Below are 21096 nucleotides of genomic sequence, written 5' to 3'. Positions count from 1 at the left end.
CCCGACCTGCCCTTTGCTCAACGCTCCGAGAGATAATAGCGGTCGCGCGCCGCCAGATTGTCGTCCAGATCATAGACGATGGGCTGGCCGGTCGGGATTTCCAGCTCGGTGATCTCGTCGTCGGGGATGCCCGACAGATGCTTCACCAGCGCGCGCAGCGAATTGCCATGGGCGGAGATCAGCACGCGCTTGCCGGCCTTCAGCTCCGGCGCGATCCGGCTTTCCCAATAGGGCAGCACGCGGGCGATCGTGTCCTTCAGGCTCTCGGTCGCCGGGATGGCGATGCCGGCATAGCGGCGATCCTGGCTCAGGTCGAATGCGCTGCCCGCTTCCAGCGGCGGCGGCGGCACGTCGAAGCTGCGGCGCCAGATCTTCACCTGCGCGTCGCCATGCTTGGCCGCCGTCTCCGCCTTGTCGAGGCCGGTGAGGCCACCATAATGGCGTTCGTTGAGGCGCCAGTCCTTCTCGACCGGCAGCCAGAGGCGACCCATGGCTTCAAGGGCAAGGTTCAGCGTCTTGATCGCGCGGGTCTGGACACTGGTGAAGCAGCTGTCGAAATCCAGCCCCTTCTCCTTCATCAGTGCGCCGGCGGCCTTTGCCTCGGCCGCGCCCTTTTCCGTCACGTCGACATCCCACCAGCCGGTGAAACGGTTTTCCAGGTTCCAGGCGGACTGGCCATGGCGGATGAGAACGAGCGTGGGCATGGGCATTTTCTCCTGCACGAGGGCATGTCGCGGCTTTCCATAACGGCTGTTGTCGGCCATGCAAGCGGCCGGGGCCGGGAGCGACCAAAGCGGAGATGAAGACATGACGATCAAGCGCACTGTGACCCTGTATGACGGTCCAGGCGGCCCCTTCGAAGGCATGGCGGCAGGCGACGATTCGGCGGGCGTGCAGCCGGGCGTGCTGCTGATCCCCAATGTACTGGGCACGAAGGAAGCGGATTTCGTGCGGGCGGAGCGGCTGGCGGCGCTCGGCTACCGGGTGCTGGTGGCGGACATCTACGGCCAGGGCAAGCGCACCCGGCGCGGCGAACCGGACACGGGCCGCTACATGGCGGAACTCAATGCCGACCGGAACCTGCTCAAGGCCCGGCTCGACGCGTCGCTGGCGGCGCTCAAGGCGTTGCCGGGCGTGGACGCGGACCGCTGCGCGGCGATCGGTTTCTGCTTCGGCGGCAAATGCGTGCTCGACATGGCCCGCGCGGGCCTGGGCGTGAAGGGCGTGGTGAGCTTCCACGGCGTCTATGATCCCGCGCCCTATGCCAGCGCCACGCCGATCGCCGCGAAGATCCTGGTCTGCCATGGCTGGGACGATCCCGTCGCCCCGCAAGAGGCCACCGTGGCGCTGGCAAGGGAACTGACGGACGGCGGCGCCGACTGGCAGATCCACGCCTATGGCCATACCAGCCACGCCTTCACCGACGAGGCGGTGGACTTGGCGACCCACGGCATGGGCTATCAGCCCGACGCCGATCGCCGCAGCTGGAAGGCGATGATGGATTTTCTGGAGGAAATCCTCGACTGAATGACATAAATTAAAAAGGTGGGCGCATGTCACACCATGCGCCGCTGCCCCGTCTTGTCGGCATCCAAACATGAAATGAAAGGATGATCCGATGGAAACCCGACTGAACTATGCCAAGGCCAGGCCGGACGCGTTCAAGGCGATGATGGCGCTGGAAAACGCCGCGCGCGCCACCAGCATCGAAGCGGCGCTCGCCGAACTGATCCGCATGCGCGTGTCGCAGATGAATGGCTGCGCCTTCTGCATGGACATGCACGCCCATGACATGATCCAGGCCGGCGAGCGGCCGCAGCGCATCTTCGTGCTGAACGGCTGGCATGATTCGCCCCTGTTCACCCCGCGCGAACGGGCCGCCCTCGCCTGGGCCGAAGCGTTGACGACGCTGCCCTCCGGTCACCCGGACGATGCATTGTACGACGCGCTCGATCCGCATTTCACCGATGCGGAAAAGGTCGACCTGACCCTGCTGATCGTCGCCATCAACGGTTGGAACCGTTTCGGCGTCGGCTTCCGCATGGTCCACCCGGCCCGCGACCGGTGACAGGCGAGGCAGCCACCTTCCAGCGCCACCGTTCGCACCTGCTCGGCCTTGCCTATCGCATGCTGGGCGCGCTGAGCGAGGCGGAGGACATGGTGCAGGAAGCGTGGCTGCGCTGGCAGGGCGAGGACCGCGCGGACATCGCCAACCCGCGCGCCTTCCTCTCCCGCATCGTCACCAATCTGTGCCTCGACCAGCTGCGGTCGGCGCGGGCGCGGCGGGAGACCTATGTCGGGCCGTGGCTGCCCGAGCCGCTGGTGGCCGGCGTCGGCCCGGATGTCGCGCTGGAACAGGCCGAATCGCTCTCCGTCGCGCTGCTGCTGGCATTGGAGCGCCTGTCCCCGCTGGAGCGCGCGGCCTATCTGCTGCACGACATCTTCGACATGGATTTCGCCGAGGTCGCGGGCCAGCTTGGCCGATCCGAAGCAAGCTGCCGCCAGCTCGCCACGCGCGCGCGGACCCATGTGCAGGCCGGGCGCCCGCGCTTCCCGCTGGACGCCGGCGAAGGCGACCGGCTGGTCGACGCCTTCATGGCGGCGACGCGCAGCGGCGATGTCGCGGCGCTCGGCCAGCTGCTCGCGGGCGACATCACCGTCCATGCCGATGGCGGCGGCATCGTCCGCGCGACGATGAACATCCTGCACGATCCGGACAAGGTGGCGCGCTTCTTCGCCGGCATCGAGCGCAAGGCCGATGGCTATCCGCGCCGCATCCTGCATCGCGGGCTCATCAACGGGCTGCCCGGCTATGTCAGCCTGGAAAAGGGCGACATCCTGCAATCGACCGCCTTCGACATCGCCGACGGTGTGATCCGGGCGATCTACATCATGCGCAACCCGGAAAAGCTGCGCCACCTGCTGCCGCTGGTCGAAGGGCCGCAATGACCCGCGCCCGCAGGGGCTGAACGGCGACTGGTTCTAAAGGTCGCCGATGATCTCCGCCAGCACCGCCATGCAATCGCGGCCAAGCTGGGCCGAGCGCGCGGGCGACCAGCCGAAATCGGGATCGGGCAGGTCGTCATTGTCCTTGAACGGCATTTCCAGCGTCATGCTGACCGCGCCGAAGCGTTCGGCCAGCTGGTTGGTCGACATGGTGAGGTTCGCCCGCCCCGCCGATGCCACCGGATAGCCCACCTTCGTCTGGAAATCGGGCGTGCGCGCCGCCAGCGTATCGCGATAGCGATGGTAGAGCGCGAGCTGGCCGTCCTTCATCGACGGGATGCCTTCGAAGCCGGCGATGAAGACATGGGGGATCGCCTCGTCGCCATGCACGTCCATGGCGAAATCGACGCCGGTCTTGTCCATCGCGCCGCGTACCAGGAAGACTTCCGGGCTGCGCTCCATGCTGGGTTCATGCCATTCGCGGTTAAGGTTCACCCCCGCGGCATTGGTGCGCAGATGGCCGCGCCTGCTGCCGTCCGGGTTCATGTTCGGCACGATATGGAAGGTCGCCTCGCGCCGCAGCAGGCGGGCGACCGAATCCTCCATGTCGCACAGGCGCTCCAACGCCCCCTCCATCCACCATTCGGCCATGCTCTCGCCCGGATGCTGGCGGGCATAGAGCCACACCTGTTTCGGCCCCTCGCCCAGCGTCAGCAGGTCGAGCGGCTGGCCGTCCAGCGTCAACCCCAGTTCGCGATGCGCCACGCCCGGCTGGTTGATCGCCCAAGCGATCAGGTCATGGTGCCGCTCCATCGCATAGGGCGCGAAATAGGCGACCCACAGCGCATTGCCGTCCGGCTCGACGCGGATCGTCAGCGTGCCGTCGGCATAGTCGGTATCGGCGAGGAACCAGTTCTCGCGATCCTCGCTCACCCGCGCCTTGTAGCCGGGCCAGCCGTCAGGATAGGCGGAGCCGGCGCAATTGGTGATCCTGAGCGTCAATTCCCTGCCTGCGCCGCCCGACACCCGGAAATGGAACCACTGATAGAAGTCGCTCTGGTGATCCTTCACGATCTCCAGCTGTGCGGTGGTGTCCGTGGCGGCGATGACGCGGATATTGCCTGCGTCGAAGGCACTGGAAATGCTGAGTGTCATTTCACCCGTATAGTCTGGCCCGACTGACCCGGATAGTCCTTGAACAATGCCTGGGCGAGCTTGCCGGCGACAAGGCCGGGCTGGGATGCGGGCGTGCCCTCCTTCGCTTCGGTCAGCGCGCGGCCTTCCCAGATCACGGCGCCGTCCGACCGGCGCTTGATGCGGACGGACATTTCGGTGCTCACGATATCCTTGGGCTTGCCCGACAGGTTGATGCCGATCCCGATGCCCAGCCCGCTGCCATAGCTGCCGGTCGATCCGCCCACACCGACGCTCACCGGCTTGCCCGAACGATCGATGCCGCTGGGGCGGAATCCCCGGCGGAAGGCGACCGAGGCGATGACATCGCTGCTTTTCGCATCGCCCGCGCTGAAGCCCACGGCCTGCAACTGCTGGCTGACGGCGGCGGCATAGGTGCGGAATTCCAGGCTGACGTCGGGATTGCCGATCATCTCCTCCACGGTGAACGTGCCCGATGTCGCCGGCGCGCCGGTGTGGAATCGCGTCACCTCGACCGGCGGCACCGCCGTCGCGCAGCCGGCAAGCGGAAGCGCCAGCGCCGCAAGGGCGACCAGAAGGGGGCGGTGGGAAGAAAGGGAAGAAACAGACATCATATCGACTCCGCGGCGGAGGGTTCGTCAGGGGACTCACATCGGCAGGACGCCGCCGTCACGCATTCTCCGTAGCGCGCCCGGACAGGATGCGCCATGGCATGATCGGGTGCGCCCATGGGGATGCACCCGCGATGAACGGAGGCAACCGGCAAGACCCGGACGGAAAACCCGGACGGAAAGCCGCGACCGACCCTTGACTTTGCCCCCGTCCCCCCATAGGGGCTGCGCTTCGTTTTTCCGACACACAGAATCAATCGAAAGCTGCGCTCATGAAGATCCGCAACTCGCTGAAGTCGCTCAAGGACCGTCACCGGGATAACCGCGTGATCCGTCGCCGCGGCCGCACCTATGTCATCAACAAGACCAACCGTCGCTTCAAGGCCCGCCAGGGCTGAAGCCACGATGGGCGGCGCCTGACGGCATCGCCCATGGTTTCCGGGACGGCACGTCCCCCGCGAGGCGCCTGATCCACGATCGGGCGCCTTGTTGCGTGTGTGCGGTTGTTGTCAGACGTGCTCCTGCGAAGGCAGGAGCGCAGGCGCGGCGCGCATTCAACGCGCCAGCTTGATCTCGAACAGCTGCGACCAGTATTTCCCGGTCACGAACAGCCGGTCGGCCTTCGCATCATAGGCAATGCCGTTCAGCACCGCCCCCTGATCGGCGGCCTGCGCATTCATCTTCGAGGCAATGGAGGAGAGGTCGATCCAGTCGATCACCGCGCCGGTCGCCGGATCGATGCGGGCGATGCGGTTGCTGTACCAGATATTCGCCAGGATCTCGCCCTTCACATACTCCAGCTCGTTGAGCAGCGAGACCGGCTTGCCGTTCCATGTCACGGTGATTCGCCGCGTTTCGGCCAGCGTCTCCGGATCGAGGAAGCGCAACTGCGCGGTGCCGTCGCTCATGATGATGTGGCGGCCATCCTGCGTCAGCGCCCAGCCCTCGCCTTCATAGCGGAAATCGGACAATCGGGTGAAATCCCCGCGCTTCCACACAAAGCCCCGGCGATGGCGCCAGGTGAGGCTGACCAGCCTGTCGCCCCAGTCGACGATGCCCTCGCCGAAATATTGCGGCTCCAACCGCACCCGACGCAGTATCTTGCCATCCTTCAGCCGCACCTCGCGAATGTCGGAAACGCCCGGCTGGCCGGTGCTTTCGTAGAGATGGCCATCCACATAGATCAGCCCTTCGGTGAAGGCCGTGCGGTCATGCGGATAGCTGTTGACCAGCGTCCAGCGGGTCTCGGCGGCGGCCGGCGCAACGGCGAGCAGGAGCGCGCCAAGCAGCGCAGCGATGATCCGCATCGGGCCTACTCCGCCCCCTGCGCGATGGCGGCGGCGAGCCATGGCGGCAGGTCGGCCGCCGCCAGATCCTCCACCCGGCGCAGTTCCACCGACAGGCCAAGATCGGCCAGCGCCGCGCGCTGCCGCTTCTCGTCGGCCTGCGCCAGCGGCACGGCGACCAGACGGCGGTTCACCTTGCTGCGATAATGCATGCGCGCGGTATTCTCCTGCCCCACATAACAGCCCTTGGTGAAATCGACGCCGTTCAGCTCCCCGGCATTGGCCTCCAGCCACAGCGTCTGGTCCTGCCCCAGTTCAGCCGCGCCCTCCAGCACGCCCAGCGACAGCCGATGGCTGCGCCAGAGCGCCGACGCGTCGCCATCCGATTCGGGCGACAGCCAGCGATGGCCGAGGGCGGGCAGGCGCGGGTCCAGCGGCGCGGCGGCTGATTCGGACGCCGATTCGGGCGACCAGTGGACGAACAGCGCCAGGTCGCGGGCGATCTCCACCTTGCGGCGCAGGCGATAGAGGGAAAGGCGGCGGGCCAGTGCATCGGCCTGCGCGGCCTCGCAGTCGATCAGCACATCGTCGCCATCGGCCCACAGGATGAAGTCGAAGAGTACCTTGCCCTGTGGCGACAGCAGCGCCGACCAGCGCGGCGCGCCATCGGCCAGGGCCAGCACATCCTGGGTGACAAGGCCCTGAAGGAAGGGGCCGGCCTCTTCCCCGGACAGGCGAATGACAGAGCGGTCGGCCAAGGTGGTGACGACAGGGGTGGTGGCGGCAAGGGTGGTGTTGGGCATCGGCTTTAGGTAGGGCAGAAGCGATCCCCTTCCAAGTCGTTCGCGGGCGATTCCGCGCGAACCCATGCCGGAGCAGGCCCCATGCCGCAGACTTTCGACCTCGTCCTTCGCAACGGCACCGTCCATACGCCCGGCGGCCCGGCCAGTGCCGATGTCGGCGTCATCGGCGGGCGGATCGCGGCCATCGGCGCCGGCCTTGGCGATGCGGGCGAAAGCATCGACTGCACCGGGCTGGATATTCTCCCCGGCGTCATCGACAGCCAGGTGCATTTTCGCGAGCCGGGCCTCGAATATAAGGAAGACCTCGAATCGGGCAGCCGCGCGGCGGTGCTGGGCGGGGTGACCGCCGTGTTCGAAATGCCCAACACCAATCCCAACACCGACAGCGCGGACCGCGTCACCGACAAGCTAGCCCGCGCCCATCATCGCATGTGGTGCGACCATGCCTTTTATGTCGGCGCGACGGCGGACAATGCCGAACAGCTCAAGGAACTGGAGCGCATTCCGGGCACGGCCGGGGTCAAGATCTTCATGGGCGCGTCGACCGGCAGCCTGCTGGTGGACGATGACAGCGCGCTCGCCCGCGTGCTGGCGTCGGGCTATCGCCGCGTCGCCATCCATGCCGAGGACGAGGCGCGGATGAACGCGCGCAAGGACCTGCGGGTGGAGGGCGACGCCTCGTCCCACCCCGTCTGGCGCGACGATGAAAGCGCGATGATCGCGACGAAGCGGATCATCGCGCTGGCCCGCGCCGCGCGCCGCCGCATCCACATCCTGCACGTCACCACCCCCGCCGAGCTGGAATATATCAGCGCGCACAAGGATATCGCGACCTGCGAGGTGACGCCGCAGCACCTGACCCTGGCCGGCGAAGAGGCCTATCCCCGCCTTGGCTCCTATGCGCAGATGAACCCGCCGATCCGCAGCGGCGCGCATCGCGACGGCCTGTGGCACTGGCTCAACCAGGGCGTGCCCGACGTGCTGGGATCGGACCATGCGCCCCACACGATCGAGGAAAAGGCGAAGACCTACCCTGCCTCGCCCAGCGGCATGCCGGGCGTGCAGACGCTGGTGCCGCTGCTGCTCGACCATGTGGCGAACGGCCGCACGACGCTCGCCCGCTTCATCGAACTGACGAGCGCCGGGCCGCAGCGTGTCTTCGGGCTGGTGGGCAAGGGCCGGATCGCGGCGGGTTACGACGCCGACTTCACCATCGTCGATCTCAAGAAGCGCTGGACGGTGGGGCCGGACTGGCTCGCCTCACGCTGCAACTGGTCGCCCTTCGAGGGCATGGACCTGACCGGCAAGGCCGTGGGCACCATCATCCGCGGCAACCGCGTGATGTGGGAAGACAGCCTCGCCAATGATGCGGTGGGCGAACCCGTGCGCTTCGAAACGACCGAATTCGCCTGAAGATTCACCCCCCGTTCGGCCTCGGACCTGATCCGGGGCCGAACGGAGAGCGGGGCGTCAATGACGACGCCTCTCCTCTATTCCTCGCGCCCCTTCAACTCGTCGCCCCGCATCGTCGCGACATGGATCACATTGGTCGACCCCGCGATGCCGAAGGGCACGCCGGCCAGCACGATCACCTTCTGCCCCGCCGCCGCCATGCCGTGGCGCAGCGCCATGCGGCGGGCCTTGCCGATCATCTCCTCGAAACTGCCGATATCCTTGGTGCGCACCGCATGGACGCCCCAAATCAGGCCGATGCGCCGTGCCGTGTCCTGCCGGGGGGTCAGCGCCAGGATCGGCGCGGCGGGGCGCTCCCGCGCCACCCGGCGGACCGTGCTGCCCGTGGAGGTGAAGCAGCAGATCGCGCTCGCCCCCAGGGTCGAAACGATGGTGCTGCTCGCTTCGGCCAGCGCGTCGGCGGTGGTCGGGTCCGGCTTGGTCTCGGTAAAGTGCAGGCGGGCCAGATAGCCCGGATCGCGCTCCACCGAATGGGCGATGGCGTCCATCATCGCCACGGCCTCCTCCGGCCAGGCGCCGGCCGCCGTTTCCGCCGACAACATGATCGCATCCGCGCCATCATAGACCGCGGTGGCCACGTCCGACACTTCCGCACGGGTCGGCGTAGGCGCGACGATCATCGATTCGAGCATCTGCGTCGCGACGACCACCGGCTTGCCCCAGCGGCGCGCGCTTTCCACGATCTGCTTCTGCATCGGCGGCACCGCATAGGGCGGCAGTTCCACGCCCAGGTCGCCGCGCGCCACCATCACCGCATCGGCCAGTTCCAGCAGTTCGTCCAGCCGCTGCACCGCCGCCGGCTTCTCGATCTTGGCAAGCAGCGCGCCATAGCCGCCCATCAGCTTGCGCGCCTCGGCCAGGTCCTCGGGCCGCTGCACAAAGCTGAGCGCGATCCAGTCGCAGCCCTGCTGCATGGCGAAGCTGAGGTCGCGCCGGTCCTTGTCCGTCATCGCCGCCATCGGCACCACCACGTCGGGCACGTTCACGCCCTTGCGGTTCGACAGCGGCCCGCCGACCTCGACCACCGTGTCGATCCGCTCCGGGCTCACCGCCTTCACCCGCAGCACCAGCTTGCCGTCGTCGATCAACAGCCGCGTGCCGGGGATCAGCGCGGCATAGATTTCCGGATGCGGCAGGTTGACGCGCGTCGCATCGCCCGGCGTCTCGTCGCGGTCGAGGATGAAGGGCGCGCCGATCTCCAGCGTCACCGCCTTGTCGTCGGCAAAGGTGCCCACGCGCAGCTTGGGGCCCTGCAGATCGGCGAGGATCGTCGTCGGCCGGCCATATTCCCTTTCCAGCGCGCGGATTGCGGCGATCCGCTCGGCATGGTCGGCATGGGCGCCGTGGCTCATGTTGATGCGGAAGGCGTCGGCGCCGGCAAGGAAGAGCCGCCGGATCATCTCCGGGCTGTTGCTGGCGGGACCAAGAGTAGCGAGAATGCGCACCTTGCGCGTGCGGGGCAAAAACTTCTTCACGGATACTCCTGTTGCAATGCTGCGCCTGTATCGCCCCCCGCACGATGGGCTATGGCACCGGTATAAGATGTCGATGACACGAAATGATGGAGATTAGTCAATGGCCGACAGCATAATGGATGACGCGGTCGCCGCAACCGCCTTCCGCCGCCTGCTGGCGCATCTGCGCCACCGCACGGATGTCCAGAATATCGACCTGATGGGGGAGGCGGGCTTTTGCCGCAACTGCCTGGCCGACTGGATTGCCGATGCGTCCGCCGAACAGGGCCGGCCGATGGACAAGGCGCAGGCGCGCGCGATCGTCTACGGCATGCCCTTCGACGCATGGAAAGCCCGCCACCAGGGCGAGGCGACGCCGCAGCAGCTTGCCCGGATGAAGGAAAGCGTGGCGAAAAACGCACCGGGGCATTAGGATATCCGCGCGCCGCCGAGGCGGTGCCGGAAACGGCATGCGACGCAACAGACATAAAAGGGCAATCTTATTGGCTTGAAGGGTTCCGTCCTGATGCTTGCCTGGTTTCGCCGTCGCTATCTCGATCTGCTGGGGTCGATCTATATCTACAACGAACATCGCGGTTATACCGCAATCGACCGCGTGCTGGCCGCCGTGCGCGTGCGTGCGCCCGGCGACCATATATTCATCGCCGCGATCGAGAAGCATCGCATGGACGAGCGGAAACATTATATGATGTTCCGCCGCTGGTTCGCGCTGCGCGGCGTCATGCCCTTTGCGGTGGATCGCACCTGCGGCCATATCGACCGCTTCGTGGAGATCATGTTCCGCACCCGGATCGACACGCTCGACACGCAGGCGGTGATCGACAGCGACGCATTGTTCGAAAGGCTGGCCCGCGTCATCGCGCTGACCGAGCGGCGCGGCTATCGGCAGGTCGACATCCTGCTGCGCCATCCGGTCGTGCGGCGGGATGCCGCGCTCATCAAGATCTTCCGCATCATCGAACGGGACGAACCGAGCCACTGGCAGCCCTATGAAGGCTGGCTCGCCACCCATGGCCGGCGTCCGCCCGCCTGGTGGGAGCGGATGATCGACGGCTTCATCCATTCCGAGCTGCTGTTCCTGAAGCTGCCGCTGCTGTTCCTTTCCCCGCGCCTGCCCCGCCGTGCCGACTGGCCCGATGCGAGCGACCCGACCCCGCTGCCTGCGCCGGAGGGCGAGGCCAAACCGCCGCACCCCATGGCGCTGACCCACTGAATGCCGGATCATCCGGCCATCGACGCGGTCGACATGCCTTCCCGTCATGCCGCGCCCGCAGGGGGCCGGGGCATCCGTGCGCGCTTTTTCTCGCGCCGCGCCGCCGGCATGCTGATGCGCAACAGCATCGTCAGTGCGTTCGTCTTCGCGCTGGACATGGCGATCCTGTGGGCGATGGTGCAGATGGCCGGATCGAACAGGCTGTGGGCGGCCGCTCTTGGCCTGCTGGTCGCGAACACGCTGCATTATGCGCTTGGGCGCCGCTGGATCTTTCCGGGCACCGACCGCCATGTCGCCTCGGGCTATCTCTATTTCCTCGTCAACGCCGCCATCGGCATGGCCATCACCATGCTGCTCTATGCCGCGATGCTGCGATGGACATCGATCCACTATCTGGTGGCGCGCGTCCTGGTGTCGGTCCTTGCCGGCCTCACCGCCTTCCTGCTCAACGCCACGTTCAATTTCCGCAGGCTGTAGGGCGGCATGACGATGCGGATAGCGCTGTTTTCCGGCAATTATAATTACCTCAAGGAGGGCGCCAATCAGGCGCTCAACCGGCTGGTGCGCTATCTGGAGGAAGAGCGCGGCCATCGCGTGCGCGTCTATTCGCCGGTGACGGATACGCCCGCCTTCATTCCCGCGGGCACGCTGGTGCCGGTGCCGTCGGTCGCCCTGCCGGTCCGCAGCGAATTTCGCCTGGCGATGGGCCTTCCCCGCGCGATCCGGCAGGATATCGCCGGTTTCCGCCCCGACATCATCCATGTCTCGACGCCCGATATTCTGGACACAAGGGCGCAGAGTTTCGCCATCGGCCGCAACATCCCGGTCGTCGCCAGCCAGCATAGCCGGTTCGAAGCCTATCTCGACTATTACAGGCTTGGCTGGGCGCGCGGGCTGATCGAAGCGCATCTGCGCCGCTTCTATCGCCGCAGCGACCATGTGCTCGCCCCCACGCCCGCGCTGATGGCGCAGATGGCGGCGCTGCGCGGCGACGACCGGGTCAGCCTCTGGGGGCGCGGCGTCGACAGCCTGATGTTCGATCCTGCACGGCGCGACATGGCGTGGCGCCGGGCGCAGGGCCTTGCCGACGACGACATCGCCATCCTGTTCTTCGGGCGGCTGGTGCTGGAAAAGGGCATCGCCATGTTCGTGGAGAGCGTGCGCGCGTTGCAGGACCGGAACCCGCATGTGCGCCCGCTCATCGTCGGGGCGGGGCCGGCGGCGGACGCCTTCGCGCCCCTCGACCGCGTCCTCTTCGCCGGCCATCTGCAGGACGAAGCCCTCGCCCGCGCCGTCGCCAGCGCCGACATCCTGCTACACCCCAGCCTGACCGAAGCCTTCGGCAATGTCGTGCTGGAAGCGATGGCAAGCGGCCTTGCGGTGGTGAGCACCGATTCGCCCAGCTCCGCCATGCTGATCCGCGACGGGAAGAGCGGCATCCTCTGCCCGCCACAGGACGCGGCCGCCATGGCCGCCGCCGTGGAAGCGCTCATCGCGGACCCCGGACGCAGGCGGGCGCTCGGCATGTCCGCCCGGCGCGCAAGCCGCGCCCATGGCTGGAACGCCGCGTCGCAAAGCGTCGAGCATGCCTATCGCAGCGTGCTGGACCGCCGCGCCCATGCGGCATGATGGCGCGCCCGCATGCACCGAACCTCGACAGCGCCGGACTTGCCCCCTAGAGCACGGCCAACCGATTCACAGTCACTGGAGTTATGATATATGAGCGAAGACAATGTCGCCGCCGAACAGCTACGCCTCTTCATCGAGCGCATCGAGCGCCTGGAAGAGGAAAAGAAGGGCATCGCCGACGATATCAAGGACGTCTATCTGGAAGCCAAGTCCACCGGCTATGACGTGAAGACGATGCGGTCGATCGTGCGCCTGCGCAAGCTGGAAAGCCATGTGCGCCAGGAAGCCGAAGCGCTGCTGGAAACCTATAAAAACGCGCTCGGCATCGAATAAGCCGGCGCGCACCCAGGGAGACGAAGCGATGTCCGAAATGATCGTGACCACGACCAACAATGTCGAGGGGCGCCCGGCGCAGCATTATTTCGGCATCGTCACCGGCGAGGTGATCGTGGGCGCCAACCTGTTCCGCGATCTCTTCGCCAGCGTGCGCGACATCGTGGGCGGGCGCTCGGGCGCCTATGAGGATGTGCTGCAGCGCGCCCGCGAACAGGCGCTGCAGGAAATGCGCACCCGCGCCGCATCGCTGGGCGCCAATGCGGTGATCGGCGTCGACCTCGACTATGAAGTGCTGGGCGCCAACGGATCGATGCTGATGGTCTCCGCCACCGGCACGGCGGTGCTTGTTTGAGAGACTCGGGACGTGCGCGGGGCGATCCGCTCCATGTCCTGTCCGTCTGCTACCAAAGCGCCGCCCGGCTTGCCCTTTCAAGCACTCCTGATGTAAGGCCGCCGCCACTCTTCATCGCAAACACGTTCATCACAACCATAGGGCACGGATAGGCAGACATGGCCGGCCATAGCAAATTCAAGAACATCATGCATCGCAAGGGCGCGCAGGACAAGAAGCGCTCCGCCATGTTCTCCAAGCTCAGCCGCGAAATCACCGTGGCGGCGAAGATGGGCATGCCCGATGCCGACATGAACCCACGCCTGCGCGCCGCCGTGAACGCGGCCAAGGCGCAGTCGATGCCCAAGGACAATATCCAGCGCGCCATCGACAAGGCGACCAAGGGCGAAGGCGATAATTACGAGGAAATCCGCTATGAGGGCTATGGCCCCGGCGGCGTCGCGCTGATCGTGGAGGCGCTGACCGACAATCGCAACCGCACCGCCACCAACGTCCGCACCGCCTTTGCCAAAAATGGCGGCAACCTGGGCGCGTCCGGCGCGGTGAGCCATGGTTTCGAGCGGCTCGGCCTAATCGAATATCCCGCCACCGTCGGCGACGAGGAGAAAGTCCTCGAAGCCGCGATCGAGGCCGGCGCCGACGATGTCGAGAGCGACGAGGACAGCCACTCGATCTGGACCAGCATGGATTCGCTCCATGAAGTCGCCCGCGAGCTGGAAAAGGCGCTGGGCGAGGCCGAGGCGGTGAAGCTCGCCTGGAAGCCCAATATCAAGAGCGACGTCGGCGAAGACGATGCCCGCACGCTGATCAAGCTGATCGACGTGCTGGACGATGACGACGATGTGCAGACCGTCTGGGGCAATTACGAAATCTCCGACGACGTGATGGAGAAGCTGGGATAGTCATCCTGGGCCTCGACCCCGGCCTGGGCACGACCGGCTGGGGCGTCATCGCGGCGGACGGCAATCGCCTGACGCACATCGCCAACGGGCAGATCAAGACTGACAGCACGATGTCGCTGGCAACGCGCCTGCTGGCGCTCGACCTCGCGCTGACCGACCTGATCCTGGAGCATCGGCCAGACAGCGCGGCGGTGGAGGAGGTGTTCGTCAACGTGAACCCGCAATCCACGCTGAAGCTGGGGCAGGCGCGCGGCGTGGTGCTGCTGGGCGCCTCCCGCTCCGGCATGGACGTAGGCGAATATGCCGCCCGGCTCGTGAAGAAATCCGTGGTCGGCGTAGGCAATGCCAGCAAGGAACAGGTGCATGCCATGGTCAGTCGCCTGCTGCCCGGCGTGAAGATCGCCGGCGCCGATGCGGCCGATGCGCTCGCCGTCGCCATCACCCATGCCCATCATCTGGCGACGGCCCGGCGCCTCCCACGCTGAGCCGAGCAGCGCCGAACGAAGAGAAACAGGGCGCGCTATTTCCCGCTGAAGATAAACCCCACCGCCGCCATCAGGCAGGCAAAGGCCGCCAGATGCCGCCAGTGCAGCGGCTCCTTCAGCACGACGACCATGAAGCCGCCGAACACCAGCAGCGCGATCGCCTCCTGCACCACTTTCAGCTGCCCCGCGCTCCAGCCGCCGGCATAGCCGATGCGGTTGGCGGGCACGGCCAGGCAATATTCGAAAAAGGCGATGCCCCAGCTGATCAGGATGACCAGCATCAGCGGCTTTCCCATCCCCCCTTTCAGATGCCAGTACCAGGCAATGGTCATGAACAGGTTGGAAAAGACGAGCAGGGCGACGGTCGGCATGGTCGCCTCATCCTGCGCGTGGGTGGCGATCCTGTCACGCAGGATCTTGCACGGCGCGCAAAAAGCTGGCGCTCCGGCGGCGATCCGCTAAAGAACATAACATGATCGCGGGGCTGGATAGATGATCGCCAAACTCAGGGGCATATTGGACAGCACCGGGCTGGACCATGCGGTGATCGACGTGGGCGGCGTGGGCTATCTGGTCGGCGCGTCGGCGCGCACGCTGGCCGCGCTGGGCAATGTGGGCGAAGCCGTGACCATCCACACCGAAATGCTGGTGAGCGAGGATTCGATCCGCCTCGTCGGCTTCGCCCGCGGCGAGGAGCGCGACTGGTTCCGCCTGCTCACGGGCGTGCAGGGTGTGGGATCGCGCGTAGCCCTCGCCATCCTCTCCGCGCTGGAGCCGGCCGAGCTGCACCGCGCGGTGGCGATGGGCGACAAGGCCATGGTGGCGCGCGCCAACGGCGTGGGGCCAAAGCTCGCCATGCGCATCGTCAACGAGCTGAAGGACAAGATCGGCGTCGCGCCGGTGGGCAGCGCCATCGCGGCGGGTGGCGCGCCCCTGCCCAGCGGCAGCAATGGCGCCGACGCGGTGTCGGCACTCCAAAATCTCGGCTTCAAGCCGCATGAAGCCAGCGCCGCCGTCGCGGCGGCCGAAGCGGATATCGGCGAAGGCGCAACCCTCGACGCCCTGGTGCGCCTCGCGCTGCGGAAGGCGGCGAAGTGAGCCTCCAAACTTGCCCCTTTCCCGCTCGTCATGCTGAACTTGTTTCAGCATCCATCAAGCCTTCAACGCCGCGCAAAGGGCGGCAGCCCTATCCCCACCGCAAGATCAATCCATTGAGGGTTTTCACTCTCGATCAGGTTGATCTTCCATTGCCGATGCCAGCGCTTGAGCTGCTTCTCACGCAAGATTGCGCTTTCCATAGTTCCGCAATACTCAAAGCGCACCAGACTGTGGATGGCATGGCGGGAGGTAAAGCCCGGTACGGCATCGCTGCGGCGCTGGTGCAGGCGCACAAGCAGATTGGACGTCACGCCGATATACAGCGTGCCATAGGGTTGGCTGGCGAGAATATAGACGCAGGGTTGCCGGATCATTCAGTACAGAATGTTACGGAACCGACAGTACGACAAGACCACTCAGTGCCCAAGGCACCATGGATGCTGAAACAGGTTCAGCATGACGGTTTGAGGCGAACGGAAGCATCGGTAACGAGATCATGACCGACGCCGACCGCATCATCACCCCCGCCCGCCGCGCCGAGGATGTCGACGCCGCGCTGCGCCCGAAAACCCTGGACGAATTTGTCGGGCAGAAGGGCGCACGGGAGAATCTGCGCATCTTCATCCAGGCGGCAAAGGCGCGGGGCGAGGCGCTGGACCATGTGCTGTTCTTCGGCCCGCCCGGCCTTGGCAAGACGACGCTGGCGCAGATCGTTGCCAAGGAAATGGGCGTGGGCTTTCGCGCCACCTCCGGCCCGGTGATCGCCAAATCGGGCGATCTGGCCGCGCTGCTCACCAATCTGGACGAGGGCGACGTACTGTTCGTGGACGAGATCCACCGGCTGAACCCCGCGGTCGAGGAAATCCTCTACCCCGCGATGGAGGATCGCGCGCTCGACCTGATGATCGGCGAGGGGCCGTCCGCCCGCTCCGTGCGCATCGACCTGCCCCATTTCACGCTGGTCGGCGCGACGACGCGGCAGGGCCTGCTGACCAACCCGCTGCGCGACCGCTTCGGCATTCCCGTGCGGCTCAATTTCTACACGGTGGACGAGCTGGAACTGGTGATCCGCCGCGCCGCCGGCCTGCTCGGCCTGCCCATCGCCCCGGATGGCGCGAAGGAAATCGCCCGCCGGTCCCGCGGCACCCCGCGCATCGCCGGCCGCCTGCTGCGCCGCGTGCGCGACTTCGCCCATGCGGCGGGGCACGAGGTGGTGGACGCCAAGGCTGCGGATTCCGCCCTCACCCGGCTCGATGTCGATCATCTCGGCCTCGACCTGATGGACCGCCGCTACCTGATGATGATCGCGGATATCTATCGGGGCGGCCCGGTGGGTGTGGAAACCCTGGCCGCCGGCCTCTCCGAACCGCGCGACACGATCGAGGAAGTGATCGAACCCTATCTCATCCAGCTCGGCCTCGTCGCCCGCACGGCGCGCGGGCGCTGTTTGAACGCGGGTGGATGGAAGCATCTTGGGCTGAACCCGCCGGAAGGCGCGCAGGACGGGTTGTTCGATTGAGGGGTGAAGGGGATCTGGAAGCGACCATTAGCGGACATGCCATGGGCGGCGTGCGTCATGCCTTCTCCTCAACCTAATTCCCTGTGCAGTTGCCAGAACAAGCAACTTCGTCAACTTCTGAGGCATTTGGAATCCGCTGAACCACCTCATGCGGAGGTGCAAAAATCACCACAGGTTCGGATGGTGCTGCGAGTTGTGCCGCCTTACTGTCGCTCTGAGCGTTCGTAACCGTTGTTGAAGCTTCAGTTTCAACAGGTTCTACCACTGCTGCGCCAGTCTGTTCCCCCGCGTCGGAGGCTTCGGTTTGAGATGTTCGTGCCTCTGTCCCCTTTTGATGCGTAAAGGAACTTATCGCCCACCAGCCCAACGCACCGGCAATTGCAATCTTGGATACCAAACTGCCAAACCACCCATCTGAACGCGGAGCACGACAACCAAGACACACCCACACTCTTTCAACCCTAGTGCGAGTGTTGGACCTTGAGCTATGGCCTGAACTAGACGACGTGCCGGAGCCAAAGCGTATTCTGCCTGAACTGCTAAAAGAATTGTATTGCCTACGACCTGATCGCGCAGTGTTGGAGCCACCATATGATCTACCGATCACCCGCTCGACCTTTACCTCTCGCATTTCGTTCTTGGGACGAATTGCATGACAGGTTGCACATTCTTCTTCCGCAAACTTAGCCATTAAACTGCCTCCCGGCCTTCCTACGACTGTATAATATCTCTACTCAGTGTCCACATTAGAATTTCGGGATTTCTGGCGATCTTTCGGTTTACACGCTTGGCGATCTCAGCGTGCCTGACTCGGACGTGCTCTAGATGTCCGCTTTCCACCAACTCGTCATTCCCGCGCAGGCGGGAACCCATCTCCTGACCTGACATCAAGCGCCTTCTGATGGGAGATGGGTCCCCGCCTGCGCGGGGATGACGTTAGGAAAGAAAATATTGAAGGGGCCGGGCAACCATCGCCGCCCGGCCCCTTCATTCACGCATCCAATCTGCTTCAGCCGACCATCAGCTTCAACGCCCCATCGCCGTCATCCACATGCACGGTCGACCCATCGGGCACCTCGCCGCGCAGGATGAGGTCGGCCAGCGGGTCCTGCAGATAGCGCTGCACCGCGCGTTTCAGCGGCCTTGCGCCATAGACGGGATCGTAGCCGACCCGCCCCAGCCATGCCCGCGCCGCGTCGGTCAGGTCCAGCGTCACCTTGCGGTCCTTCAGCAGCGTCTGCACGCGGCCGATCTGGATATCCACGATCGGCCCCATATGCTCGGCGCCCAGGCGGTGGAACAGGATGATCTCGTCCAGACGGTTGAGGAATTCCGGGCGGAAATGGGCGCGGACGATTTCCATCACCTGCGGCTCCACATCCTCCACCTTCTGCCCGTCCGCCATGCTTGACAGGAACTGGCTGCCAAGGTTGCTGGTCAGCACGATGATGGTGTTGGTGAAGTCCACCGTGCGGCCCTGCCCGTCGGTCAGGCGGCCGTCGTCCAGCACCTGCAGCAGCACGTTGAACACGTCGCCATGCGCCTTTTCCACCTCGTCGAACAGGATCACCTGATAGGGCCGGCGGCGGACCGCCTCGGTCAGCACGCCGCCTTCCTCATAGCCGACATAGCCCGGAGGGGCGCCGATCAGCCGGGCGACCGAGTGCTTCTCCATGAACTCGCTCATGTCGATGCGCACCATCGCATGCTCGTCATCGAACAGGAAGCCGGCGAGCGCCTTGGTCAGCTCCGTCTTGCCGACGCCCGTGGGGCCAAGGAAGAGGAAGCTGCCCAGCGGCCGGTTCGGGTCCTGCAGGCCCGCGCGGCTGCGGCGCACGGCGGTCGCTACCGCCTTCACCGCATCGGCCTGCCCGATGACGCGCTTGCCAAGCTCCGCTTCCATGGCGAGCAGCTTCTCGCGCTCGCCCTCCAGCATCTTGTCGACCGGAATGCCAGTCCAGCGGCTGACGATACCGGCGATATCCTCGCTCGTCACTTCCTCGCGCAGCATCGCACCCTGCGAGACGCTCTGCGCTTCGGCCAGTTGCCGCTCCAGTTCGGGGATGCGACCATAGGCAAGCTCCCCCGCCTTGGCGAGGTCGCCGGCGCGCTGGGCCTGCTCCAGCTCAAGGCGCGCGCCATCCAGCTGCTCCTTGATCCGGCTCTCGCCCGCGATCTTGTCCTTCTCCGCCTGCCAGCGCTGCGTCAGCCCGGCCGACTGCTGCTCCAGATTGGCGAGGTCTTCCTCCAGCGCGGCCAGCCGATCCTGCGATGCCTTGTCGGTTTCCTTCTTCAGCGCCTCGCGCTCGATCTTGAGCTGGATGATGCGGCGGTCGAGATTTTCGATCTCCTCCGGCTTGCTCTCCACCTCCATGCGCAGGCGCGACGCGGCCTCGTCCATCAGGTCGATGGCCTTGTCCGGCAGGAAGCGGTCGGTGATGTAGCGGTTGGAGAGGGTCGCGGCCGACACGATCGCGCTATCGGTGATCCGCACGCCATGGTGCAGCTCATATTTCTCCTTGAGGCCGCGCAGGATGGAGATGGTGTCCTCCACCGTCGGCTCGCCCACGAAGACGGGCTGGAACCGCCGCTGCAGGGCCGGGTCCTTCTCCACATATTTGCGATATTCGTCCAGCGTGGTCGCGCCGATGCAGTGCAGTTCGCCGCGCGCCAAGGCAGGCTTGAGCAGGTTGCCCGCGTCCATCGCGCCTTCGCTCTTACCCGCGCCGATCAGCGTGTGCATCTCATCGATGAAGAGGATGATCTGGCCCTCGGCGCCCTTCACCTCATCGAGCACGCCCTTCAGCCGCTCCTCGAACTCGCCGCGATATTTGGCGCCCGCGATCAGGCTGCCCATGTCGAGCGCCATCAGCGCGCGGTCCTTCAGCGTGTCGGGCACGTCGCCATTGGCGATGCGCAACGCCAGCCCCTCGGCAATGGCGGTCTTGCCGACGCCGGGTTCGCCGATGAGGACGGGATTGTTCTTGGTGCGGCGCGCCAGGATCTGGATGGTGCGGCGGATTTCCTCGTCGCGGCCGATCACCGGATCGAGCTTACCCGCCCTCGCTGCATCGGTCAGGTCGCGGGCGAATTTCTTGAGCGCGTCATAGCGGTCTTCCGCGCCCGACGTGTCGGCGGTGCGGCCGCCGCGCAGCTGGTTGATCGCGGCGTTGAGCGCCTCGGCCTTCACGCCCGCGGCCGCCAGCGCCTTGCCGGCGGTCGTGGTGGAGGAGAGCAGCAGCGCGAGCAACAGCCGCTCGACGGTAACGAAACTGTCGCCCGCCTTCTGCGCCACCTGTTCCGCCTGGTCGAGCACGCGCACGGCGTCATTGTCCAACCCCGGCGTCTGCTGCGCCCCGCCGCCCGAGACGACCGGCACCTTGGCCAGCGCGGCATCCGTCTCGCGCAGCGCCGTCGCGGCATCGCCACCGGCCGCCTTGATGAGGCCGGAGGCCATGCCCTGCTCGTCTTCCAGCAGGGCTTTGAGCAGATGCTCGGGGCTGATCCGCTGATGGCTCATGCGGATCGCGACGGTCTGCGCCGACTGCAGGAAGCCCTTGGCGCGGTCAGTGAATTTTTCGAGGTTCATGGGGTCAACACAGCTCCGGTAACAGGAACGAACGTCGGCGATATAATGTTGCAAAAAAGCAACACAAGGGGTTGCAGTCTATCCGCAATGCTACGGGGTAGGGGGGAAGGACCGATGACAGGCAACAGACCCACGCTCCGTTATCCTTCCATCGTCATGCTGAACTTGTTTCAGCATGACGATGGCGGAGGGGCGAAGAATAAGGGCCGGGAAGCATCCTGCCC

24 protein-coding genes are annotated in these 21096 nt (G+C 65.7%); 15 read left to right on the top strand and 9 right to left on the bottom strand.

Annotated elements, in window-relative coordinates; translation table 11 throughout:
- Positions 1–17: 17 nt before the first annotated feature.
- Positions 18–704, bottom strand: coding sequence for a 2,3-diphosphoglycerate-dependent phosphoglycerate mutase (gene gpmA, locus WFP78_RS00660; protein ID WP_336957832.1), 687 nt, complete (start codon positions 702–704; stop codon positions 18–20).
- Between the two features lie 103 nt (positions 705–807).
- Here gpmA and WFP78_RS00655 point away from each other — a divergent pair, with 103 nt between their 5' ends.
- From WFP78_RS00655 to WFP78_RS00645, 3 genes are all read left to right on the top strand, one after another.
- The gene (locus WFP78_RS00655) at positions 808–1527 is read left to right on the top strand and encodes a dienelactone hydrolase family protein (protein WP_336957831.1); all 720 of its coding nucleotides are present in this window, start codon (positions 808–810) and stop codon (positions 1525–1527) included.
- A gap of 91 nt (positions 1528–1618) precedes the next feature.
- On the top strand, positions 1619–2068 hold the full coding sequence (locus WFP78_RS00650; protein ID WP_336957830.1) for a carboxymuconolactone decarboxylase family protein: 450 nt from the start codon (positions 1619–1621) through the stop codon (positions 2066–2068).
- Positions 2065–2949: a sigma-70 family RNA polymerase sigma factor gene (locus WFP78_RS00645; protein ID WP_336957829.1), complete on the top strand. Its 885-nt coding sequence runs from the start codon at positions 2065–2067 to the stop codon at positions 2947–2949. Before WFP78_RS00650 ends, WFP78_RS00645 begins: the two co-directional genes overlap by 4 nt.
- A gap of 33 nt (positions 2950–2982) precedes the next feature.
- Here the strand turns inward: WFP78_RS00645 and WFP78_RS00640 are convergent, their stop codons facing one another.
- A complete protein-coding gene (locus tag WFP78_RS00640; RefSeq protein WP_336957828.1) occupies positions 2983–4101 on the bottom strand; it encodes a M14 family metallopeptidase in 1119 nt (372 codons plus the stop codon).
- On the bottom strand, positions 4098–4712 hold the full coding sequence (locus tag WFP78_RS00635; RefSeq protein WP_336957827.1) for a DUF4136 domain-containing protein: 615 nt from the start codon (positions 4710–4712) through the stop codon (positions 4098–4100). The genes WFP78_RS00640 and WFP78_RS00635 overlap by 4 nt, the downstream gene beginning before the upstream one ends.
- Before the next feature lie 272 nt (positions 4713–4984).
- Here WFP78_RS00635 and ykgO point away from each other — a divergent pair, with 272 nt between their 5' ends.
- On the top strand, positions 4985–5110 hold the full coding sequence (gene ykgO, locus WFP78_RS00630; RefSeq protein WP_003046794.1) for a type B 50S ribosomal protein L36: 126 nt from the start codon (positions 4985–4987) through the stop codon (positions 5108–5110).
- A 156-nt stretch (positions 5111–5266) separates the two neighbouring features.
- On the opposite strand, the gene WFP78_RS00625 is transcribed toward ykgO, so the two are convergent.
- Together WFP78_RS00625 and ygfZ are read right to left on the bottom strand one after the other, a co-directional pair.
- On the bottom strand, positions 5267–6019 hold the full coding sequence (locus WFP78_RS00625) for a glutaminyl-peptide cyclotransferase (RefSeq protein ID WP_336957826.1): 753 nt from the start codon (positions 6017–6019) through the stop codon (positions 5267–5269).
- A gap of 5 nt (positions 6020–6024) precedes the next feature.
- Positions 6025–6801, bottom strand: coding sequence for a CAF17-like 4Fe-4S cluster assembly/insertion protein YgfZ (gene ygfZ, locus WFP78_RS00620; RefSeq protein WP_336957825.1), 777 nt, complete (start codon positions 6799–6801; stop codon positions 6025–6027).
- Between the two features lie 81 nt (positions 6802–6882).
- Between ygfZ and WFP78_RS00615 the strand changes: the two genes are divergently transcribed.
- The gene (locus WFP78_RS00615) at positions 6883–8214 is read left to right on the top strand and encodes a dihydroorotase (protein WP_336957824.1); all 1332 of its coding nucleotides are present in this window, start codon (positions 6883–6885) and stop codon (positions 8212–8214) included.
- 77 nt (positions 8215–8291) lie between these two features.
- Here WFP78_RS00615 and pyk read toward each other — a convergent pair whose 3' ends face one another.
- On the bottom strand, positions 8292–9749 hold the full coding sequence (gene pyk / locus WFP78_RS00610) for a pyruvate kinase (RefSeq protein ID WP_336957823.1): 1458 nt from the start codon (positions 9747–9749) through the stop codon (positions 8292–8294).
- A 100-nt stretch (positions 9750–9849) separates the two neighbouring features.
- Here pyk and WFP78_RS00605 point away from each other — a divergent pair, with 100 nt between their 5' ends.
- From WFP78_RS00605 to ruvC, 8 genes are all read left to right on the top strand, one after another.
- On the top strand, positions 9850–10161 hold the full coding sequence (locus WFP78_RS00605; RefSeq protein WP_336957822.1) for a DUF1244 domain-containing protein: 312 nt from the start codon (positions 9850–9852) through the stop codon (positions 10159–10161).
- A gap of 93 nt (positions 10162–10254) precedes the next feature.
- Positions 10255–10962 (top strand): ferritin-like domain-containing protein, encoded by a 708-nt coding sequence (locus WFP78_RS00600; protein WP_336957821.1) that lies wholly within the window; start codon positions 10255–10257, stop codon positions 10960–10962.
- Positions 10963–11439: a GtrA family protein gene (locus WFP78_RS00595; RefSeq protein WP_336957820.1), complete on the top strand. Its 477-nt coding sequence runs from the start codon at positions 10963–10965 to the stop codon at positions 11437–11439.
- Between the two features lie 6 nt (positions 11440–11445).
- Positions 11446–12591 carry a glycosyltransferase family 4 protein gene (locus WFP78_RS00590; protein ID WP_336957819.1) on the top strand — a complete coding sequence of 382 codons (1146 nt, stop codon included), beginning with the start codon at positions 11446–11448 and terminating at the stop codon, positions 12589–12591.
- Between the two features lie 90 nt (positions 12592–12681).
- On the top strand, positions 12682–12924 hold the full coding sequence (locus WFP78_RS00585; RefSeq protein ID WP_336957818.1) for a DUF2312 domain-containing protein: 243 nt from the start codon (positions 12682–12684) through the stop codon (positions 12922–12924).
- 28 nt (positions 12925–12952) lie between these two features.
- The gene (locus WFP78_RS00580; protein ID WP_336957817.1) at positions 12953–13279 is read left to right on the top strand and encodes a heavy metal-binding domain-containing protein; all 327 of its coding nucleotides are present in this window, start codon (positions 12953–12955) and stop codon (positions 13277–13279) included.
- Between the two features lie 158 nt (positions 13280–13437).
- A complete protein-coding gene (locus WFP78_RS00575; RefSeq protein WP_336957816.1) occupies positions 13438–14181 on the top strand; it encodes a YebC/PmpR family DNA-binding transcriptional regulator in 744 nt (247 codons plus the stop codon).
- The gene (gene ruvC, locus WFP78_RS00570; protein ID WP_336958195.1) at positions 14178–14666 is read left to right on the top strand and encodes a crossover junction endodeoxyribonuclease RuvC; all 489 of its coding nucleotides are present in this window, start codon (positions 14178–14180) and stop codon (positions 14664–14666) included. The genes WFP78_RS00575 and ruvC overlap by 4 nt, the downstream gene beginning before the upstream one ends.
- A 35-nt stretch (positions 14667–14701) precedes the next feature.
- Here the strand turns inward: ruvC and WFP78_RS00565 are convergent, their stop codons facing one another.
- Positions 14702–15037: a DMT family protein gene (locus WFP78_RS00565; RefSeq protein ID WP_336957815.1), complete on the bottom strand. Its 336-nt coding sequence runs from the start codon at positions 15035–15037 to the stop codon at positions 14702–14704.
- Between the two features lie 121 nt (positions 15038–15158).
- Here WFP78_RS00565 and ruvA point away from each other — a divergent pair, with 121 nt between their 5' ends.
- On the top strand, positions 15159–15764 hold the full coding sequence (ruvA, locus tag WFP78_RS00560) for a Holliday junction branch migration protein RuvA (RefSeq protein ID WP_336957814.1): 606 nt from the start codon (positions 15159–15161) through the stop codon (positions 15762–15764).
- A gap of 62 nt (positions 15765–15826) precedes the next feature.
- Here ruvA and WFP78_RS00555 read toward each other — a convergent pair whose 3' ends face one another.
- The gene (locus tag WFP78_RS00555) at positions 15827–16138 is read right to left on the bottom strand and encodes a GIY-YIG nuclease family protein (protein WP_336957813.1); all 312 of its coding nucleotides are present in this window, start codon (positions 16136–16138) and stop codon (positions 15827–15829) included.
- Between the two features lie 122 nt (positions 16139–16260).
- On the opposite strand from WFP78_RS00555, the gene ruvB reads away from it, so the two are divergent.
- Positions 16261–17283 carry a Holliday junction branch migration DNA helicase RuvB gene (ruvB, locus tag WFP78_RS00550; protein WP_336957812.1) on the top strand — a complete coding sequence of 341 codons (1023 nt, stop codon included), beginning with the start codon at positions 16261–16263 and terminating at the stop codon, positions 17281–17283.
- A 1009-nt stretch (positions 17284–18292) separates the two neighbouring features.
- On the opposite strand, the gene clpB is transcribed toward ruvB, so the two are convergent.
- The gene (gene clpB / locus WFP78_RS00545; protein WP_336957811.1) at positions 18293–20872 is read right to left on the bottom strand and encodes an ATP-dependent chaperone ClpB; all 2580 of its coding nucleotides are present in this window, start codon (positions 20870–20872) and stop codon (positions 18293–18295) included.
- Positions 20873–21096: the final 224 nt, after the last annotated feature.

Origin of the sequence: Sphingobium aquiterrae (assembly GCF_037154135.1) — a bacterium.
Taxonomy (GTDB): Bacteria; Pseudomonadota; Alphaproteobacteria; order Sphingomonadales; family Sphingomonadaceae; genus Sphingobium; species Sphingobium aquiterrae.
Note: the sequence above shows the minus strand (reverse complement) of the source record. Positions and strands in the feature narration are given on the sequence as shown.